Below are 17,648 nucleotides of genomic sequence, written 5' to 3' on the forward strand. Positions count from 1 at the left end.
TATCGCAAGGTCGCGATGTGCCTTTGAGCCTCCCCTCTGGACAAAGCCGCTCTCGCACGTGGTTGCAGAAGTATAGCCGTTTGTGACTATGGTCATCAGCCTTGCACGACAACTCGCGGAATACCCTCGCGAATGGATCGCAGGGACGACGCCGCCATCGACGCCTTCGCGCGCACGCTTCAACGCCTGCGCCGGGAACGAACCCTGTCCCAGTAAGAACTCGCACACCGCACGGGCCTCTCGACCAGCTATGTCTCCCTGCTCGAAACCCGAAAACGACAGCCCACCCTCACCGTCATGCTCGCGCTCACTCGAGAGCTCGACGCGTCGCTAGTCGAGGTTTCCAGGGAGATCGAAGGAAGCTTGGAGTATACGCGAACGGCTCAAAGCGGACGATGGTTTAGTTTCTTATTGCTGCGGAGCAGCATTCCGGCTCAACTACCTCTCACACTTCGCAACCGCTCTTGATGTTACGCCAACCGTTAATGGCGGCATGTTTCAATCAACGTATTCTTCGGCCGGTCCCAAAGCGGCGGCTGGACCTCGAATTCTGAACGGCTATCATCTGTTGTAAGGACCGCTCCCCGGCCTTTGCGTTGCGGCTGGACCTCGAATTCTGAACGGCTATCATCGTGCACCACCTGCCCCAGATGCATATGCAGTTGCGGCTGGACCTCGAATTCTGAACGGCTATCATGATGGGCCCACCCACACGTGCGAGCCTCTTGTTGCGGCTGGACCTCGAATTCTGAACGGCTATCATTCTACCGCAACCGCGCGTGGATTTCGCGCGAGTTGCGGCTGGACCTCGAATTCTGAACGGCTATCATCCCCCATGGATCGCGAAGAAGGGTAGCCAAGTTGCGGCTGGACCTCGAATTCTGAACGGCTATCATTTTCCCGAACATAGGGGGTCAACGTGCCGTGTTGCGGCTGGACCTCGAATTCTGAACGGCTATCATGGAGCGCGAGATGCTACCACGCGAGCGAGAGTTGCGGCTGGACCTCGAATTCTGAACGGCTATCATGAATCGATGACAGTTCGGATACACAGCCTGGTTGCGGCTGGACCTCGAATTCTGAACGGCTATCATTCCCGACTGGAAGTGGAACGCCTCCGTTTCGTTGCGGCTGGACCTCGAATTCTGAACGGCTATCATATTGCCATGGGCGGCCCACAAGGGCCTGCAGTTGCGGCTGGACCTCGAATTCTGAACGGCTATCATCCATCCTGTTCGCCTTCCGCGACGCCCTGTGTTGCGGCTGGACCTCGAATTCTGAACGGCTATCATCGCGCCCCTCGCTCTGCCGCGCCAGCGATGTGTTGCGGCTGGACCTCGAATTCTGAACGGCTATCATGCCGGACCTGTTGACTGTCCGCATAGCCCAGTTGCGGCTGGACCTCGAATTCTGAACGGCTATCATCTCACGATCGACAGTGGCCGGTATCGCGAGGTTGCGGCTGGACCTCGAATTCTGAACGGCTATCATTTCTCCGACGGGACGATCAATTCGATGGTCGTTGCGGCTGGACCTCGAATTCTGAACGGCTATCATTTCTCCGACGGGACGATCAATTCGATGGTCGTTGCGGCTGGACCTCGAATTCTGAACGGCTATCATCAAGCGCGACGACGTCCTGGCTGCTGGCCCGTTGCGGCTGGACCTCGAATTCTGAACGGCTATCATGAGGAGGCGGCCTACCCGGTGGCGTGGACAGTTGCGGCTGGACCTCGAATTCTGAACGGCTATCATGCGTGTTCATTCCTACGCAGCGCCTCTCGTGTTGCGGCTGGACCTCGAATTCTGAACGGCTATCATCGCGGCCGCCTCGCGGGCGCGCTTGTCGGTGTTGCGGCTGGACCTCGAATTCTGAACGGCTATCATGGTGCGCGGGCACTTGACGAACGCCTTGCCGTTGCGGCTGGACCTCGAATTCTGAACGGCTATCATCACGCGGCCCGTGTCCGGGTCCATCGTCTGTTGCGGCTGGACCTCGAATTCTGAACGGCTATCATGGCCGTTTCCTACGCCGCCTACGCGAAATCGTTGCGACTGGACCTCGAATTCTGAACGGCTATCATATTTTGCGGTTGTTTCGCTTCGCCGTTTTGTTGCGGCTGGACCTCGAATTCTGAACGGCTATCATATCGTCCAGCTTGTACCGGCGGTTGCGGAAGTTGCGGCTGGACCTCGAATTCTGAACGGCTATCATGTCGCCGTTGACAGTCACGACGAAGGTCGTGTTGCGGCTGGACCTCGAATTCTGAACGGCTATCATGTGCTTCGAGTTTTCATAATTGCCCTCCATGTTGCGGCTGGACCTCGAATTCTGAACGGCTATCATGCCCTCGGGAATGTAACAGTCAAACAGAATGTTGCGGCTGGACCTCGAATTCTGAACGGCTATCATGCTACGACGATGCGGCCAAGGGATGGACCGGTTGCGGCTGGACCTCGAATTCTGAACGGCTATCATCATCGCCGGATTCGATTATCTCGTCGCGGAGTTGCGGCTGGACCTCGAATTCTGAACGGCTATCATCATCGCCGGATTCGATTATCTCGTCGCGGAGTTGCGGCTGGACCTCGAATTCTGAACGGCTATCATACGGGGACCGCCCGAACGACAAAGAGTATTGTTGCGGCTGGACCTCGAATTCTGAACGGCTATCATGCCAGTCGCGGGAAGCGCGCCGTCATAGGTGTTGCGGCTGGACCTCGAATTCTGAACGGCTATCATGACCAGACAGCCGCTTCCTCGGCTTCTTCGGTTGCGGCTGGACCTCGAATTCTGAACGGCTATCATGCTTGGGGCGAGGTCGAATATTCGGGCTAGTTGCGGCTGGACCTCGAATTCTGAACGGCTATCATAAGGCGGAAAGATCCTCGTTCGCCTTCGCCGTTGCGGCTGGACCTCGAATTCTGAACGGCTATCATCAGCCCGGACGAGGCGTCGACCCAGGCGCCGTTGCGGCTGGACCTCGAATTCTGAACGGCTATCATAAGGGGCATTCCAAGACCTTCGTTCAGCGCGTTGCGGCTGGACCTCGAATTCTGAACGACTATCATCGCGCCGGCGAGCTCTTTCGCCACGTCCTGGTTGCGGCTGGACCTCGAATTCTGAACGGCTATCATCCGACGCCGCCCGAGAACGCCACCGCTGACGTTGCGGCTGGACCTCGAATTCTGAACGGCTATCATTTCATCGGCCAGCTATTGGCGGTCGGGCCGGTTGCGGCTGGACCTCGAATTCTGAACGGCTATCATGAGGGGGTGATCGTCAGTTCGCCCGCTTCAGTTGCGGCTGGACCTCGAATTCTGAACGGCTATCATGAAACAGGTGTGAAGACCGGGCGTCGACCGTTGCGGCTGGACCTCGAATTCTGAACGGCTATCATAATCACGGTGGTGGCGAACTGGCGGGACTCGTTGCGGCTGGACCTCGAATTCTGAACGGCTATCATCTCGCCCCATATATCATCGCAAGCTCTGCTGTTGCGGCTGGACCTCGAATTCTGAACGGCTATCATTCGATAAGGGTTCGGGCCGGGCCGTTGATCGTTGCGGCTGGACCTCGAATTCTGAACGGCTATCATACTGGCCGGCCACGCCGCCGCCGTCGCGCGGTTGCGGCTGGACCTCGAATTCTGAACGGCTATCATCTACCGGGATTTTGTCCGACCCGTTCCCCGTTGCGGCTGGACCTCGAATTCTGAACGGCTATCATATCCCGCCACCGGCCACGTGATGCACCCGAGTTGCGGCTGGACCTCGAATTCTGAACGGCTATCATCGCCTTCGCGGCCCACATGACGGGGCATCAGTTGCGGCTGGACCTCGAATTCTGAACGGCTATCATGTTGTTCGTGGCGCTATGGGTCGAGCCGATGTTGCGGCTGGACCTCGAATTCTGAACGGCTATCATTGCCGGAACTCTCGATGCTGCTCGCCATGCGTTGCGGCTGGACCTCGAATTCTGAACGGCTATCATCATCGACGCGCGGCAGGTGGCCTTCGATCTGTTGCGGCTGGACCTCGAATTCTGAACGGCTATCATCAAGATGGCCTTTTCCACGTTGTCCTTGTCGTTGCGGCTGGACCTCGAATTCTGAACGGCTATCATAAGCCGGCTAGAAGCTACTGCGGAGCGAGAGTTGCGGCTGGACCTCGAATTCTGAACGGCTATCATGAAGCTGCGTCGTCATCGTGATCGCGCCTTGTTGCGGCTGGACCTCGAATTCTGAACGGCTATCATGCGTCGCACTGATTGGGCGCACCTCATCGAGTTGCGGCTGGACCTCGAATTCTGAACGGCTATCATCGTCGATGGCGTCACGGAAACCTTCGTTTCGTTGCGGCTGGACCTCGAATTCTGAACGGCTATCATTCTGCCGGAAGGCCATCCTCTGGCCGTCCTGTTGCGGCTGGACCTCGAATTCTGAACGGCTATCATGATCTGGCTGGGCTTGGGGACGGAGCGCAAGTTGCGGCTGGACCTCGAATTCTGAACGGCTATCATAGAGTCCTGTAGGACTCTCTTAGGAATCGGGTTGCGGCTGGACCTCGAATTCTGAACGGCTATCATTCATGCCGTTGAGCACCTGCGTGCCGTACAGTTGCGGCTGGACCTCGAATTCTGAACGGCTATCATAGTGGCTAATATTGCCATGCAGGTCGCCAGTTGCGGCTGGACCTCGAATTCTGAACGGCTATCATCATAAGGTTATTCATCCAAGACCGGGAGTTGTTGCGGCTGGACCTCGAATTCTGAACGGCTATCATGGGGGCGCGAGACGCTACGACGCGTCCGAGGTTGCGGCTGGACCTCGAATTCTGAACGGCTATCATGCCATGGCCTACGTCGACATCGGACGGGGGGTTGCGGCTGGACCTCGAATTCTGAACGGCTATCATCCAGTCGAATGGGACCGCACGATTACCGAGTTGCGGCTGGACCTCGAATTCTGAACGGCTATCATATCGACCGCCTGTTCATCAGGCCGGAACATGTTGCGGCTGGACCTCGAATTCTGAACGGCTATCATATGACGACATTCGCCAAGAACGCCTCTTCGGTTGCGGCTGGACCTCGAATTCTGAACGGCTATCATACCCCGACGATCAGGGCGATGACGACCATCGTTGCGGCTGGACCTCGAATTCTGAACGGCTATCATACACCATTCGGCCACGTCGCACAGGAAGCGGTTGCGGCTGGACCTCGAATTCTGAACGGCTATCATATTACGACATCGAGCCCGGGGACATGATCCGTTGCGGCTGGACCTCGAATTCTGAACGGCTATCATTTCCGCGCGGATCGTCAGCATGTTCTTCACGGTTGCGGCTGGACCTCGAATTCTGAACGGCTATCATTGCCGGCCGTGGCGGTGCGGCCGACGATGAGTTGCGGCTGGACCTCGAATTCTGAACGGCTATCATGCGCGAGAGCATCCTGATCCGTGAGCATGGTTGCGGCTGGACCTCGAATTCTGAACGGCTATCATGACCTGCAAGACGAAGGGGCAACCCATGACGTTGCGGCTGGACCTCGAATTCTGAACGGCTATCATGGGTGCCGATCCGGTCGGCGAGGCCGGCGGTTGCGGCTGGACCTCGAATTCTGAACGGCTATCATAAGCCGCGTCAGCACTGCTCGTTCTGGCGGGTTGCGGCTGGACCTCGAATTCTGAACGGCTATCATGAGGTGGCCTTCGCGGCGCGCGCTATCCGGGTTGCGGCTGGACCTCGAATTCTGAACGGCTATCATGCTGACGCGGCTGGCGTCGCAGGACCCTCAGTTGCGGCTGGACCTCGAATTCTGAACGGCTATCATTGTGGACGGTGGAACGCGTTGAAAAGAAACGGTGTTCCGCCGACTCCAGCTCGGGAAAGTGCGCACGAATCGGTCAAAACATCACCAACTGTTCTGGATTTTGGCGCGCGCCACGGCGTCCTTGGTCGGAGAAGTGGATGATATCACGGTACTGACGGTCGGTGAAGTTGAGGATCTGGACGTCGCCCTCGGAGGGCAGATGCCGCTCGATACGGGAGACACGGGTCGCGAAGGCCTCCTTTCCGTTCACGAAGCGGGCATAGACGGAGAATTGGGATCTCTCGAACCCTTCGTCGAGCAGAAAGTTACGGAAAGCCGTCGCCTCCTTTCGCTGAACCTTCGTGTCGGTCGGCAGGTCGAACATGACGAGTATCCACATGATACGGTATCCCGATAGGATCGCGGGGGCGGACGTCATCCGCCGAGTCCGGCGAGGGTGAGATCATCCGGTGGCGAAGGCAAAGCGAGTGCAAGCCGACCCGCCTCGAAGCTCTGTCCGAGCGACGTTGCGAGCCGCGTCAGTGCGACCGAGACCGGCGAGACGCCATCGCTGAAGGGGAGATCGACCGCAATCAACCGCGCGAGCGCCCGCTTGGTATCTGTATCGACCTCGACCCCATGGTCCCGTGCTCGCCGGCGAACGGCGCAATCGACGAGCGGGCGGAAGGGCTCCATCAGATCGTCGGCAAGCGCGAACGCATTGCCCCGGTTGGAATGATGCAGGCCGATGGACGGATGCAGCCCGGCAGCCACCACTGCGCGGGCGGTCGCAGAGCGCAGCACCGTGTAGCCATAATTGAGCATCGCATTGACGCCCCCTGCCCCGGCATCGCGGCGAAACTCTGTCCCCATCATGCGCGGCCAGTAGTGACGCGCGGCCTGGGCCTCTACGTTTGTGGTATCTCCGGAGGTGATCCGGCGGACCATCATCCGCAGCGGTGCAGGGGCTTCGCCGACGGATGAGAGGGCGGCGGCCTGCATCTCGACCTTGGCCGCGACGATCAGCTTCCATGCCTGCTTCATCATCGGGCGCTTGGCGTCCCATTGCGCCCGAAGGCGTCCGCCCTGGGCATAGTGTCCCTCAAGCGGCATGAGTACCGAACGCGGTGCGTGGTCTAATGCGCAAATCACCACCGGCGCGCCCCGGTCCGCCAGCTCGGCGAGGAGCGACGACGTCCATGTGGTCCCGTGAGCGTGGACGATGACCGCCGTGACCTGATCGAGCGGAACGCGGCCCACCTCCGTACCGGATTCACTGACTTTCAGGAACCCTCGGTCGCGCGACAAATGCCGTCCGTCGGTCGCAATATCGATGATCTGGTCCATGCCGCCGGTCCCTTTCGGCGGAAGTTATCCACAGCGATTCGGGCGTCAGCATGGCGGCCCGGGATCGCGGACGCGGCCCATCTCATCGACATGCACGCGGCGGATGCCGGCCAGGATTGCTGGTCGAGCGCTGATCTGGATCCACCGAAACGGATCATCCTTGTCGTTCGTTCGGTTATCGGCATTCGCCTCGTTATGCGGGACTATGAAAAGGCCATTCGCGACATCGGACTTCTGAACGGTGCCGGTGACATCCACGCCGTCGCGATGCAGCTTGACCATGTCCCCGCGATGCACTGAAAGCAGGCGCTTGGCCGCCGGGTGGGGCTTCTTCTCGTCCGACAGGTTGTGCACTTCCCAGGCCGTAACGACCTGTGAGACGACTTTCCCGTCGGGCAGACGCCAAATCTCGAAGCGGTGATTGCTGCCGCCCTGATACGCCTTGATCGGAGAAAGACTGGGCACGGACACACGCGCCCTTTCCTGCAACGTCTTCAAAATCCGAACGCTTCGGATACCGCGATACGGACCATTGACCGCCGCGAAATCGATCAATGCCTGCTCGAATGCCTTTCCGGTCTTCCCATCCACTGCCGCGGCCAGAAGCGTTCGCAGATACGGATCGCGCACCATATCGCCCCGTCCTCCCTCCACAAGATGACTGGGTTTGAGGGACAGGAGCGGGATGCGCGTCGTGACGTAGTTCTCGTCCACGATGCCGAGCGCGGTCGCCTCGTGCAGCGCGCCCACGGTCGCGCCGCCTCCGCGCGGACGCGCATCGCGCCCGATCCCGTGATCCACGCGGTGGCTTACCACGATCCGGTCGAGACGCGCGCGCACGTCCTCGCGAAACCCGTCCCAGGGGTCGGGCGTATCGCGGGCCACCCGGTCGGCGCCCTGACCATCGCCCTCATCGCGACCCGCCGCCTTCTGGATCGTCTGCAACAGGCTGCGGTCGGTGGCAGCGATAACGGCGGCATCGATGGCATGGTGGCGATGGTCGGTCCGGTCCTTCGACTTGCCCGTGCCGTCCTCCGAAACGCCGAGATCGAAGTTGAGACCCCAGTGCCGCCGCAGCATCTCTGTCATGCGGCCGGGCACCACCCAGACGTGACGCCGACCATCTTCGCCGTCATACAGCGTCTCCAGATAGGTCCGCGCTAGCCGCGACAGGTACTGAGTGTCCACCAGCGCCCGGTCGAGGAAATCGCGCTCACCCTCGAACCGCTCCATCGCATCGGGCGCGAACCGCCAACGTTTGTTCTCCGGCAGGTTCTTCAGGTTGCCCTCGATGGCGTCCCACCGGGCGCTCCCACCCCAGGTTTCCCAGGGTGTGCGGTTCCGCTTCTCCCGGTTCGCTTCCCGGAGGCAAACGGTCCTGTTCGCGAACCCGTCGTCCAGCGTGCGCGAGTACGGCAAGATGTGATCGATGTCACAGGACCCGTCGAACAGCATCCCTACCGAAATTGTCTCCCCAGTGTAGGGGCAGCACCGCGGCCCTACGGCGGGGCCTAGATCCTCCCACAGGCGCAACAGCAAGCGGTTGGCGCCGGTATCCGCCTGGCCCAGTTCCTGCAACTGCGCGCTGCGTCGCTCTGCATTGGCGCGGTTCGCATTGCTGCGCTTGTTGGCCTCGTCCTTCTGCTTCTCGGACAGCTTGAGGTCGCGGGCCAGTTCCACGACGATCTCATCCGGCTTGCCGTGGACCTCGATGATCCGGTTCACCAGCCGCCGCAACTGACCTAGTCCGATATGCACGGTGGGATTGGTGATCCGGCCATAGCGCTCCACCGGATCGTCCGCCGGATCACCCGAACCAGGAATGACATGCCGGTCCAGTACCTCGCCGTAATATGGCAGACGCTCCAATACTTCCCCCGTGCGCCCATCGGAATGGTGCATCCCGCAGGCCGCGACGGCCTTGTCGTAGGTGATCACGTCCTCTTCCAGCGCAACCAAGATATCCTTCGTCGCCCTCAGCCCGAGCCGCGCATAGCCTTCCGGCAGCGGCGCGTTCGCGGTGGCGACTGCCCGCTCCCGGTCGACGCCGAACCGGTCGATCAGCCAGTCCACCAGCGCCGCGAACTGCGCCTCCGTCTCGACGGCGCGCACCCTTTGCACCACGTCCCACTGCGCCTCCGCATCCAGCCCGGACCAGAGCCCCCCCAACCGCGTCGAATGCCCCATCGCCGCGCGCACCGGGTCGCAGGCGATGGCGTCGCGCGTGGCCGTCGCCAACGTGAACCGTGCGCCCTTGGGCAACTTCAACTCCTTGGCCAATGCCTTCAGCGTCACCTTGGCCGGTCCCTTCACCTCCTTGCGGTTATCGAGCATGTGGATCGCCCGGTCCCGCTCCTCCCGCGTCAGGCCCCGTTCCGCCTCCCCGTCCACGACGACGCGCAATGCATTCACTATCTCGTAGAGGACGCGACGCTGCGTCAGCGGGTGCGCCTTGGCGATCCGCTTCTCGCCCGTCAGGAAGCACAGCCCAACCTTCGGGGCCTTCAAAGACCGCTGGTAGAAGATCGTCTCGCGCAGCGCATCGCGCAGCTCCGGCGTCAGGCGCTCCGGTGCGGAGGCGGCCTGCACCTCCCAGATCGCGTCGAACTCGTCCTCTAGGTGTCGCCGGTCAGGGTAGAAATCGTAGCCTGCGCTCGCCTCCTCCGCCCCGTCCCTCGCTGCGACGCTCAGGCGGGTGCGCACCGTGGGCACCCGGCGCGGATCGTCGGCCCTCTCGCGCCGCTCGTGCAGGAACTCGCCATAGGTCCGCGCGCCCGCCTCCCGGATCGCCCAGTCAAGCCGCGCCGAAGCGTCCTTGATCAATCCGCTCTCGTTGTCCCCCCGATCGGTCTTGCGGTTCGACTTGAATCCCCGCCGCTGGTTCAGATGGAACAGCGCTCGGCCCAGATGGTGCAGCGGCAACGCCTGATCCAATGCCTGGGCCCGCAGCGCATAGGGGTCGAGCGCATCCAACGCCTTCGCTTCCGCTGGGTCGCGCGGCATCAGCCCCGCCTCGGCCAGCTTCCGCATCAGCGATGCGCGCCGCCGCAGATACCTGTCCCGCCGCCGCCGCATGGCCCGCGCCGCCCGCCGGTCCACCGCCTTCGACGCTTTCGACTTCGGATCGCGCCCGTCCGAGAAGATCCGCACACCCCCGTTGAGCACCCGGGCGATTCGCCCGTTCTCCGACCCATAGAGCCACCAGCCGATCGAGTTGGTGCCAATGTCCAGTCCGAGTCGCATAGTAGAACCCTCTGTTAAGTCGTTTTAGGGGTTGTATCATCCGCTCCCAGATATACAAGCCTACTGGGGCTAGCCGAACAGTGGGTGGCGGTCGCCGGTGTCCATAGTCGGACTGACGACCGCCCATCTTCGCTCAGACGATGTCTACGGTCGGGACGAGCGGAGGTCCATACTTCGCGCCCCACGCAAATGGCCCGGCAAGCCGTTTTAGTTGCTACTGGACTCGAAGACTGATGAGAGCTATCAACTCAATGTTCAGAATTCGTGGTCGAGCCGCTAACAAGCATTCGATTGCACCACATTCGAAGCGCGGGCCACGGCCCGCGTTTTGCTTATTCGACCGCTATCGCAGAACGTGCACCAAGGTGATGACGCTGATTTGCTGTAGGAAGACGTGTATGGAACCGTTCTGTTTCTTTGCCTGATAAACTGCCGGCGAAACCTGCCCCGCTGCACCCGCAGAGAATGACCGCTTTCCGCCCCATTCTGTGGAAAAAGAGGCGTTTGCGCGCGCAGCAAGCCGTTGGTGATGCTAGCTGATCGGCACTCCGGCTCAGGGTGCGGTCGGCTCTTGCGGCAGCGGGAAGGTCTTCGCGAACTTCCTTAGGTTCTGGGCGGTGGCTGCGAGGAGGAATTCGTCGCTTGCGCCGCATGGTCCGCGTAGTCGGAGGCGGCTGAGCCCGAGGATCCGCTTGAGGTGGGCGAACAGCATCTCGACTTTCTTCCTGAGCCGCATCGAGGTCACGTAGGCATCGGTCTTGGCGATCGCGCGGGCGACGTCTCGCGCTTCCTCGTGCTCCTCGCGGGTGATCTTGCGGGCATCGGCGTTGGGGCAGCACCGGTGCTTCGATGGACAGGCCTGGCACACCTCCTCGGGCGCCCGGTAACGCGCCGTGCCCTTGCCGGTCGGACCGCCGTTCGGATCTGAGTAGTTGCGGCGGAACTGCTTGAGTTCGTGGCCCTCGGGGCAGACGTAGCGGTCGTTCTCCGGGTCCCATTCGAAGTCGGCGCGCGACCAGGTCCCATCGGTGCGGCCCGACTTGGCGACGACGGGAATATGCGGGTCGATCTTTCGGTCGACGAGCCAGCCCAGGAGTGGGCCCGTTCCGCAGGCGAGGTTCAGATGTACCTCCTCGCAGACGCGCCGCTCCAATCGGATACCGAAGCAGTAGCTGACGATCAGCATGCAGATCAGCAGCTCGGGGTCGACGGAGGGGCGGCCCGTGTGGCTATAGAACTCCGCCAGGTGTGCACGGATGCCGCCGAGGTCCACGAACCGGTCGATCGAACGCAGCAGGTGGTCCCGCGGCACATAATCCTCCAGCGAGAACTCGTAGAACAGCGATGCCTGCGCCTCCTTCCTCGGTCCCATCATCGTCCGCTTCCTCCCCACCCAAGGAAGTCGATCAGCCGGGTACGGCCCGATCGAGCATGAGTTTCTCAACGGAATACGCCCTTCGCTAAAACCACCGAGGCAGTGCGTTCACCGCAACCGCGACCTTCTCCAGGGGCATGCGCTTCGTGTATCGCCCGTCCGTCTCCCCGTCCGGCGTGTGGCCGACCAACGCCGTGACCGCGAGCTTCGGGACCTCCGTTTCCTGCCGCAGATGGGTGATCACGGTGTGGCGGAAAGAGTGGAACATCTTCCGTTCCCCTCGTGTACCGGGCGCCACGTCCTTGGCCTTCTTCCACTTCTTGTAGAGATTCGAGCCGAAGCTCTCCGCGTCGGCCTCCGGTCGCAGTTCAGGGAACAGGTCGACTTCGCCGCGCGTCTTCAGGCCGGCGACGTAATCGGCGAAGCCCAACTCCATGATCCGCGAATGGAGCGGGAGGTCCCGCACGGCGGCCGCATTCTTCAGCCCTCGGTTCACGTTCAGCTGAACGGCCAAGAACGGGATCTGGCCGTCCAGCCGGACCTCCTCGACCCGAAGCCCCATGAGTTCCTCCCGTCGCGCCCCGGTATAGGCCGCAAGCAGCGGCCCCCAGTAGAGACCGTCCCAAATGATCTCCCGGCCGAGCTCGTGCCGACGGCCCTCGCTCTTGCAACCCGACCAGACGGAATGCCGGGCTAGTCGCGCTAAATCCTCTGCGTCGAATGCCTCTCGCACCGATCGTGCGTCGCGGCGATCCTTCTGGCGAAGGTCCGACAGCTCGATCGGCTCCGCGGGGTGTAAGCCGCGCGATCGGGCGTACCGCAGAAGTCTCTTGATGTGGCCGAGGTTCCGATTGACCATGCCGGCAGCGAGCCCGATTTGATCGTCCGGCAAGTCCTCCGCCCGCTCGACAAGTTCCCGGAGCGACCGCTGCCGGTCAGCCTCGCTGCGTCCGTAAATCCTCGGAAGGCAGGCGAGAAGGTCGACATAATGCGCGACGTCCATTTGGCGCAGTTCAGACAAGGGACGGTCGCCGACGGCCACGACGAACTGGAAAAGGACCTTGCGGCACTGGCGGCGATCCTTGCCGATGGACTTTTCAGCGGCAGTGGTCCGGCCCTTGGGATACTTTTTCGCGACCGTCTCCTCGACGAGGCTGCTCAAGAGGTCCTTCGGTGGCGATGTCGGCTGCTCGGCCGGTGTCGGGCTCGCTTGCTTCCGGGGCTCATCTGCGACCCTGCTAGACCCAACTTTAGACGTCGCCGTCCGCACGGAATAGCTTGGTTCTTCAGCATGGGTCCTCGCTTGGGTCGCCAAAGTCGAGTGCCCATGCAGGGGACCGGCAGTCGCGAGATGGACGACCGGCCCCGTCGCGCTGGATGTGGCCGCCGTCGCCAAATCCACGACAAGCGGCTCCGTCGCCTTTATCCGGTCCATCTGCCCGAGGGCTTTCGCCTGTCCGGACAGGTGCAGGCATTGCAGGGTCCGGGTCTCCCGGGCGTCCCGTGAGCGTCGACCCAGCATTCGCTCGCCGAACTGAGCGACCTCGTCGGCGGCGGCCGGATCGTTGATCCAGTCGACCAACTCGGCGATGGCTTTCGGAACCTCCGCGATCTCGGCCGGACCGAGCCCCTGCCCCGCAAGCCGCTCCTCGTCCTCGGACAGCAGCACCGCCGCCGTGCCGCGCGCGGACACGATCTCCGCCGCCGCCTTCCGCACCCGCTCCGACATCGCGCGCCCGAGCCACTCGTCGGGTCCCATGTCGAGCGGCTCGGCATACCGCTCCGCCCGGAGGCGGGCGGTCTCGGTGGCGACGTTGGCCGACAGGAAGCGCTGGGCTTCGATACGGGACAGCTGTCCGTTCATCACCTCCCGAAGATACGCCTCGGATTTCCACGTGATGAGGGACGCAAGCCGAACACATGTGGACAAGTCCCTCGTCCGCAGGCTGACTTGCAGAAATCGTTGACTTTTGTTTTGCCCACGCATCGGCACGCGCCGCCGCCAGACATAGACCGCCCCGCGTCGTTGGACGTGCGTCGGTAGCCTCATGGGTCCGTCTCCCCTCACGGGCAGGCGGAAACATCGAACGCCGGTCCGATCGGGGCGTGTTTCGCACCCGTGTATCACACCCATGTATCGCAGTGGGGTGATCTGGGGTGTCGAAACGCCCGTTTCTCGAACCGTATCCGTGACTTGAGGAAGGATTGGCTGGGGTGGTAGGATTCGAACCTACGACCTGCGGTACCAAAAACCGTCGCGCTACCACTGCGCCACACCCCAACCGTGCGGCGGGAAATAGGACAGGCAATACCGGGTCGCAAGGGAAAAATGGCGCGGGCGCGGGTCAGATCACGGCATGCAGAATGGCCACTATCAGCGCAAGGATCGTGGCATAGAACCCGCCCGCGAAGCCAAAGGCGCGCAGGGACGGCGACCTGAGGTAGCCGACCCAGAACGCCAGGCGAGAGAACCCGAACGCGGTGCCCAGCGCCACGACATGGCCGCCGCCCAGCACCCATCCGACGAAGGGCCAGATCGTGGCCGCGAGGATCAGCTGTTCGGCCGTGTTGGACAGAACCCGCTGCGTGATCCGGTCCAACGGTGCGGTGAAGGGCGCGCCGTCGATAATCCCGTCGTCGAAGAAGCGCCGCGCGGCCAGCCGCATGATCAGCGCCAGCAGGACCACGCCACCCGGCAGAAGGCCGATCGCCATCGCCTCCGGCAGCGGGCGTGCCGAAAGCAGGGATCCGGCCGCCAAAGCGGCGACCGACCAGACGGCGCCGAGGCCCATCCCGATCAGGATGGACCGGCGTCGGGTCATGTCCGGGCATCTCGGATCAGAGCCAGGATCTCCGCCGCCGCCTTCGGGATGTTCGTCCCGGGCCCGAAGATCGCGGACACGCCGGCATCCTTCAGGAAGGCGTAATCCTGCTGCGGGATGACGCCGCCGCAGATCACCAGGATCTCGCCCGCGCCGGCCGCGCGCAAGGCCGCGACCAGCTTCGGCGCAAGGGTCTTGTGGCCCGCCGCCTGGCTGGAGATGCCGACGATGTGGACGTCGTTGTCGAGCGCGTCCTGCGCCGCCTCCTCGGGCGTCTGGAAGAGCGGCCCCACATCGACGTCGAAGCCGATATCGGCGAAGGCGGTGGCGATCACCTTGGCGCCGCGGTCGTGACCGTCCTGGCCCATCTTGACGACCAGCATCCGGGGGCGGCGCCCCTCCTCCTCGGCGAAGGCCTCGACGTCCTCCTGGATCGCGGCGAACCCCTCGTCGCCGTCATAGGCCGCGCCATAGACGCCGGCGAGGGTCTTCACCTCGGCACGGTGGCGGCCGAACACGTCCTCCATCGCCTGGCTGATCTCGCCCACGGTGGCGCGGTGGCGCGCGGCCTCGACGGCCGCCTCCAGAAGGTTGCCGTCCTCGCCCGCACGCCGGCGCAGTTCCGCCAGCGCGGCGTCGCAGGCCGCCTGGTCGCGCGTTTCCCGAATGCGGGCGAGGCGCGTCACCTGCCCCTCGCGGACCTTGTCGTTGTCGATGTCGAGGATGTCGATCTCGTCCTCGGTCTCGCGGCGGTACTTGTTGACCCCGACGATCACGTCCTCGCCACGGTCGATCTTGGCCTGCCGGGTCGCCGCGCTCTCCTCGATGCGCAGCTTCGGCATGCCCGACGCGACGGCCTTGGTCATGCCACCCATCTCCTCGACCTCCTCGATCAGCGTCCAGGCCGCTTCGGCCAGATCGTGGGTCAACTTCTCGACGTAGTAGGACCCGGCCAGCGGGTCGACGACGTTGGTCACGCCCGTCTCCTCCTGCAAGATCAGCTGCGTGTTCCGCGCGATCCGGGCCGAGCGCTCCGTCGGCAGCGCGATCGCCTCGTCGAACGAGTTCGTGTGCAGCGACTGCGTGCCGCCCAGGACCGCGCTCATCGCCTCGTAGGCGGTGCGCACGACGTTGTTGTAGGGATCCTGCTCCTGCAGGCTGACCCCGGAAGTCTGGCAATGCGTCCTAAGCATCGAAGATTTCGGGTTCTTCGGCTCGAACTCCGACATGATGCGGTGCCAGAGCAGGCGCGCGGCGCGCAGCTTGGCGGCCTCCATGAAGAAATTCATGCCGATGGCGAAGAAGAACGACAGCCGCCCGGCGAACCGGTCCACATCCATGCCCCGTGCGATGGCCGTGCGCACGTATTCGCGTCCGTCGGCCAGCGTGAAGGCCAGTTCCTGCACGAGGTCGGCGCCCGCCTCCTGCATGTGGTAGCCGCTGATCGAGATGGAGTTGAAGCGCGGCATCTCCTCGGCGGTGTATTCGATGATATCGGCCACGATCCGCATCGAGGGCTCTGGCGGATATACATAGGTGTTCCGGACCATGAATTCCTTGAGGATGTCGTTCTGGATCGTGCCCGAGAGGGTCGCCCGGTCCACCCCCTGCTCCTCGCCCGCGACGATGAAACTGGCCAGGATCGGGATGACCGCGCCGTTCATCGTCATGCTGACCGACACCTTTTCCAGCGGGATGCCGTCGAACAGGATCTTCATATCCTCGACGCTGTCGATGGCCACGCCCGCCTTGCCCACGTCGCCCACGACGCGGGGATGATCGCTGTCGTAGCCGCGATGCGTCGCCAGGTCGAAGGCGACCGACACGCCCTGCTGCCCGGCGGCGAGGGCGCGGCGGTAGAAGGCGTTCGAGTCCTCGGCGGTCGAAAAGCCGGCATATTGCCGGATCGTCCAGGGCCGGCCGGCATACATCGTGGCCTTCACGCCGCGGGTGAACGGCGCCTCGCCCGGAACGCCGCCTAGATGGTCGAGCCCGTCCAGATCGGCGGCGAAATAGACCGGCGCGACCGGTATTCCCTCCAGTGTCTGCCAAACCAGGTCGTCCGGCGTGCGGGTCTTCAGCTCGGCTTCAGCCCGCCGCGCCCAGCTGGCTTTCTCGTCGGATCGTGTCATGTCCCGATCTCCTGTCGCGGTAGGGCCCCGGATGGGGGGCGTCGTCGGTTGCGACCAGACCGCCGGCACCGCGGCGCAGCCAGGTCAGGTCATCGTCATAGCGGGCGCGCAGCATGGCGCGCTGCTCCGGATCGAAGGGGGCGTAGCGTCCGTGCTCGACCGGCAGATCGCCGGTCCAGCCCTCTGCGCGCAGCCGATCGATCAGCATTCGGGCGTCGGGCGATGCGGCCATGCGCGGCGCGATCGGTGTGGCGGGCGCCTCGCCGGTAAGGGATCGGAACGCGTATTGCGGGCGGGCGGCCGCCTCCTCGTAGGTGGTGATGGACAGACGGGCGGTCGGAAATGCCTCGGCCAGATCCGTGATCACATCGCGCCACGACCGCCGGGACTTGGCCACCGCGTCGATCATGGCCCGGTCGGGTGGGGGAAAGCCGCGACCGATCATCGCGGCGAACACACTGATCCACCAGGTCTCGGGGTTGCGGACGGTCAGCACGATGCGGTCGACGCCCGGCAGGGCGGAGTTCAGACGCTCCGCGCGGCCCGACACCGACGGGTAGAGCCGCCCGAGCAGGACGTTTTCGCGCAAGCTGCCCAGCAGGTTGGCGTCCGACAGGATCAGCCGGCTGATCCCGTCATGTTCCAGCCCGTCGCGCAGCATCGCGATCCGACCGGCGGACCGATAAGCGCGGACGTCGCGCTGCCCCCCGCTGCGTCCCGGATCGCCGGCGATGCCCGCCAGCAGGCCGTCCCGCGTCCGCCCGGGCCCCCAGACCGCGATGCCGCGCGCGGCGAGGTGATCGCATCGGGCGGCCAGCATCCCCTGCAGGGACGTCGTCGCCGTCCGGTGTGCGCCCAGATGCAGGGTGACGGGGGGCGTGCAGGTCATGTGGGGCATGCGGGGTCCTTCG

Annotated in this window: 8 protein-coding genes, 1 tRNA gene, 1 pseudogene and 1 CRISPR repeat array; of the genes and pseudogenes, 1 reads left to right on the plus strand and 9 read right to left on the minus strand. The window is 63.2% G+C overall.

Going from position 1 to position 17,648, the window contains the following annotated elements; genetic code table 11:
* Nucleotides 1-228: 228 nt before the first annotated feature.
* A pseudogene (locus MWU52_RS06880) lies at nt 229-468 on the plus strand (hypothetical protein); the annotation flags it as partial.
* Between the two features lie 61 nt (nt 469-529).
* Nucleotides 530-5,839: direct repeats of the CRISPR family, unit length 36 nt; unit sequence GTTGCGGCTGGACCTCGAATTCTGAACGGCTATCAT.
* Nucleotides 5,840-5,912: 73 nt separating this feature from the next.
* Here the strand turns inward: MWU52_RS06880 and cas2 are convergent.
* From cas2 to MWU52_RS06925, 9 genes are all read right to left on the minus strand, one after another.
* Complete coding sequence (gene cas2, locus MWU52_RS06885; RefSeq protein ID WP_281493918.1) at nt 5,913-6,257, minus strand: CRISPR-associated endonuclease Cas2; 345 nt, start codon at nt 6,255-6,257, stop codon at nt 5,913-5,915.
* Nucleotides 6,254-7,165: a type II CRISPR-associated endonuclease Cas1 gene (gene cas1 / locus MWU52_RS06890; RefSeq protein WP_246950592.1), complete on the minus strand. Its 912-nt coding sequence runs from the start codon at nt 7,163-7,165 to the stop codon at nt 6,254-6,256. Before cas1 ends, cas2 begins: the two co-directional genes overlap by 4 nt.
* 45 nt (nt 7,166-7,210) lie before the next feature.
* Nucleotides 7,211-10,408: a type II CRISPR RNA-guided endonuclease Cas9 gene (cas9, locus tag MWU52_RS06895; protein ID WP_246950594.1), complete on the minus strand. Its 3,198-nt coding sequence runs from the start codon at nt 10,406-10,408 to the stop codon at nt 7,211-7,213.
* A 553-nt stretch (nt 10,409-10,961) separates the two neighbouring features.
* Nucleotides 10,962-11,783: a transposase gene (locus MWU52_RS06900; RefSeq protein WP_246950596.1), complete on the minus strand. Its 822-nt coding sequence runs from the start codon at nt 11,781-11,783 to the stop codon at nt 10,962-10,964.
* 85 nt (nt 11,784-11,868) lie between these two features.
* A complete protein-coding gene (locus MWU52_RS06905; RefSeq protein ID WP_246950598.1) occupies nt 11,869-13,647 on the minus strand; it encodes a site-specific integrase in 1,779 nt (592 codons plus the stop codon).
* A 342-nt stretch (nt 13,648-13,989) separates the two neighbouring features.
* Nucleotides 13,990-14,064 (minus strand) — tRNA-Gln (locus tag MWU52_RS06910).
* Nucleotides 14,065-14,128: 64 nt separating this feature from the next.
* Nucleotides 14,129-14,605: an MAPEG family protein gene (locus MWU52_RS06915; protein ID WP_246950599.1), complete on the minus strand. Its 477-nt coding sequence runs from the start codon at nt 14,603-14,605 to the stop codon at nt 14,129-14,131.
* Nucleotides 14,602-16,737 carry a methylmalonyl-CoA mutase gene (scpA, locus tag MWU52_RS06920; RefSeq protein WP_246950602.1) on the minus strand — a complete coding sequence of 712 codons (2,136 nt, stop codon included), beginning with the start codon at nt 16,735-16,737 and terminating at the stop codon, nt 14,602-14,604. Before scpA ends, MWU52_RS06915 begins: the two co-directional genes overlap by 4 nt.
* Nucleotides 16,694-17,626 (minus strand): hypothetical protein, encoded by a 933-nt coding sequence (locus MWU52_RS06925; RefSeq protein WP_246950605.1) that lies wholly within the window; start codon nt 17,624-17,626, stop codon nt 16,694-16,696. The genes scpA and MWU52_RS06925 overlap by 44 nt, the downstream gene beginning before the upstream one ends.
* Nucleotides 17,627-17,648: the final 22 nt, after the last annotated feature.

Origin of the sequence: Jannaschia sp. S6380 (assembly GCF_023015695.1) — a bacterium.
GTDB lineage: Bacteria > Pseudomonadota > Alphaproteobacteria > Rhodobacterales > Rhodobacteraceae > Jannaschia.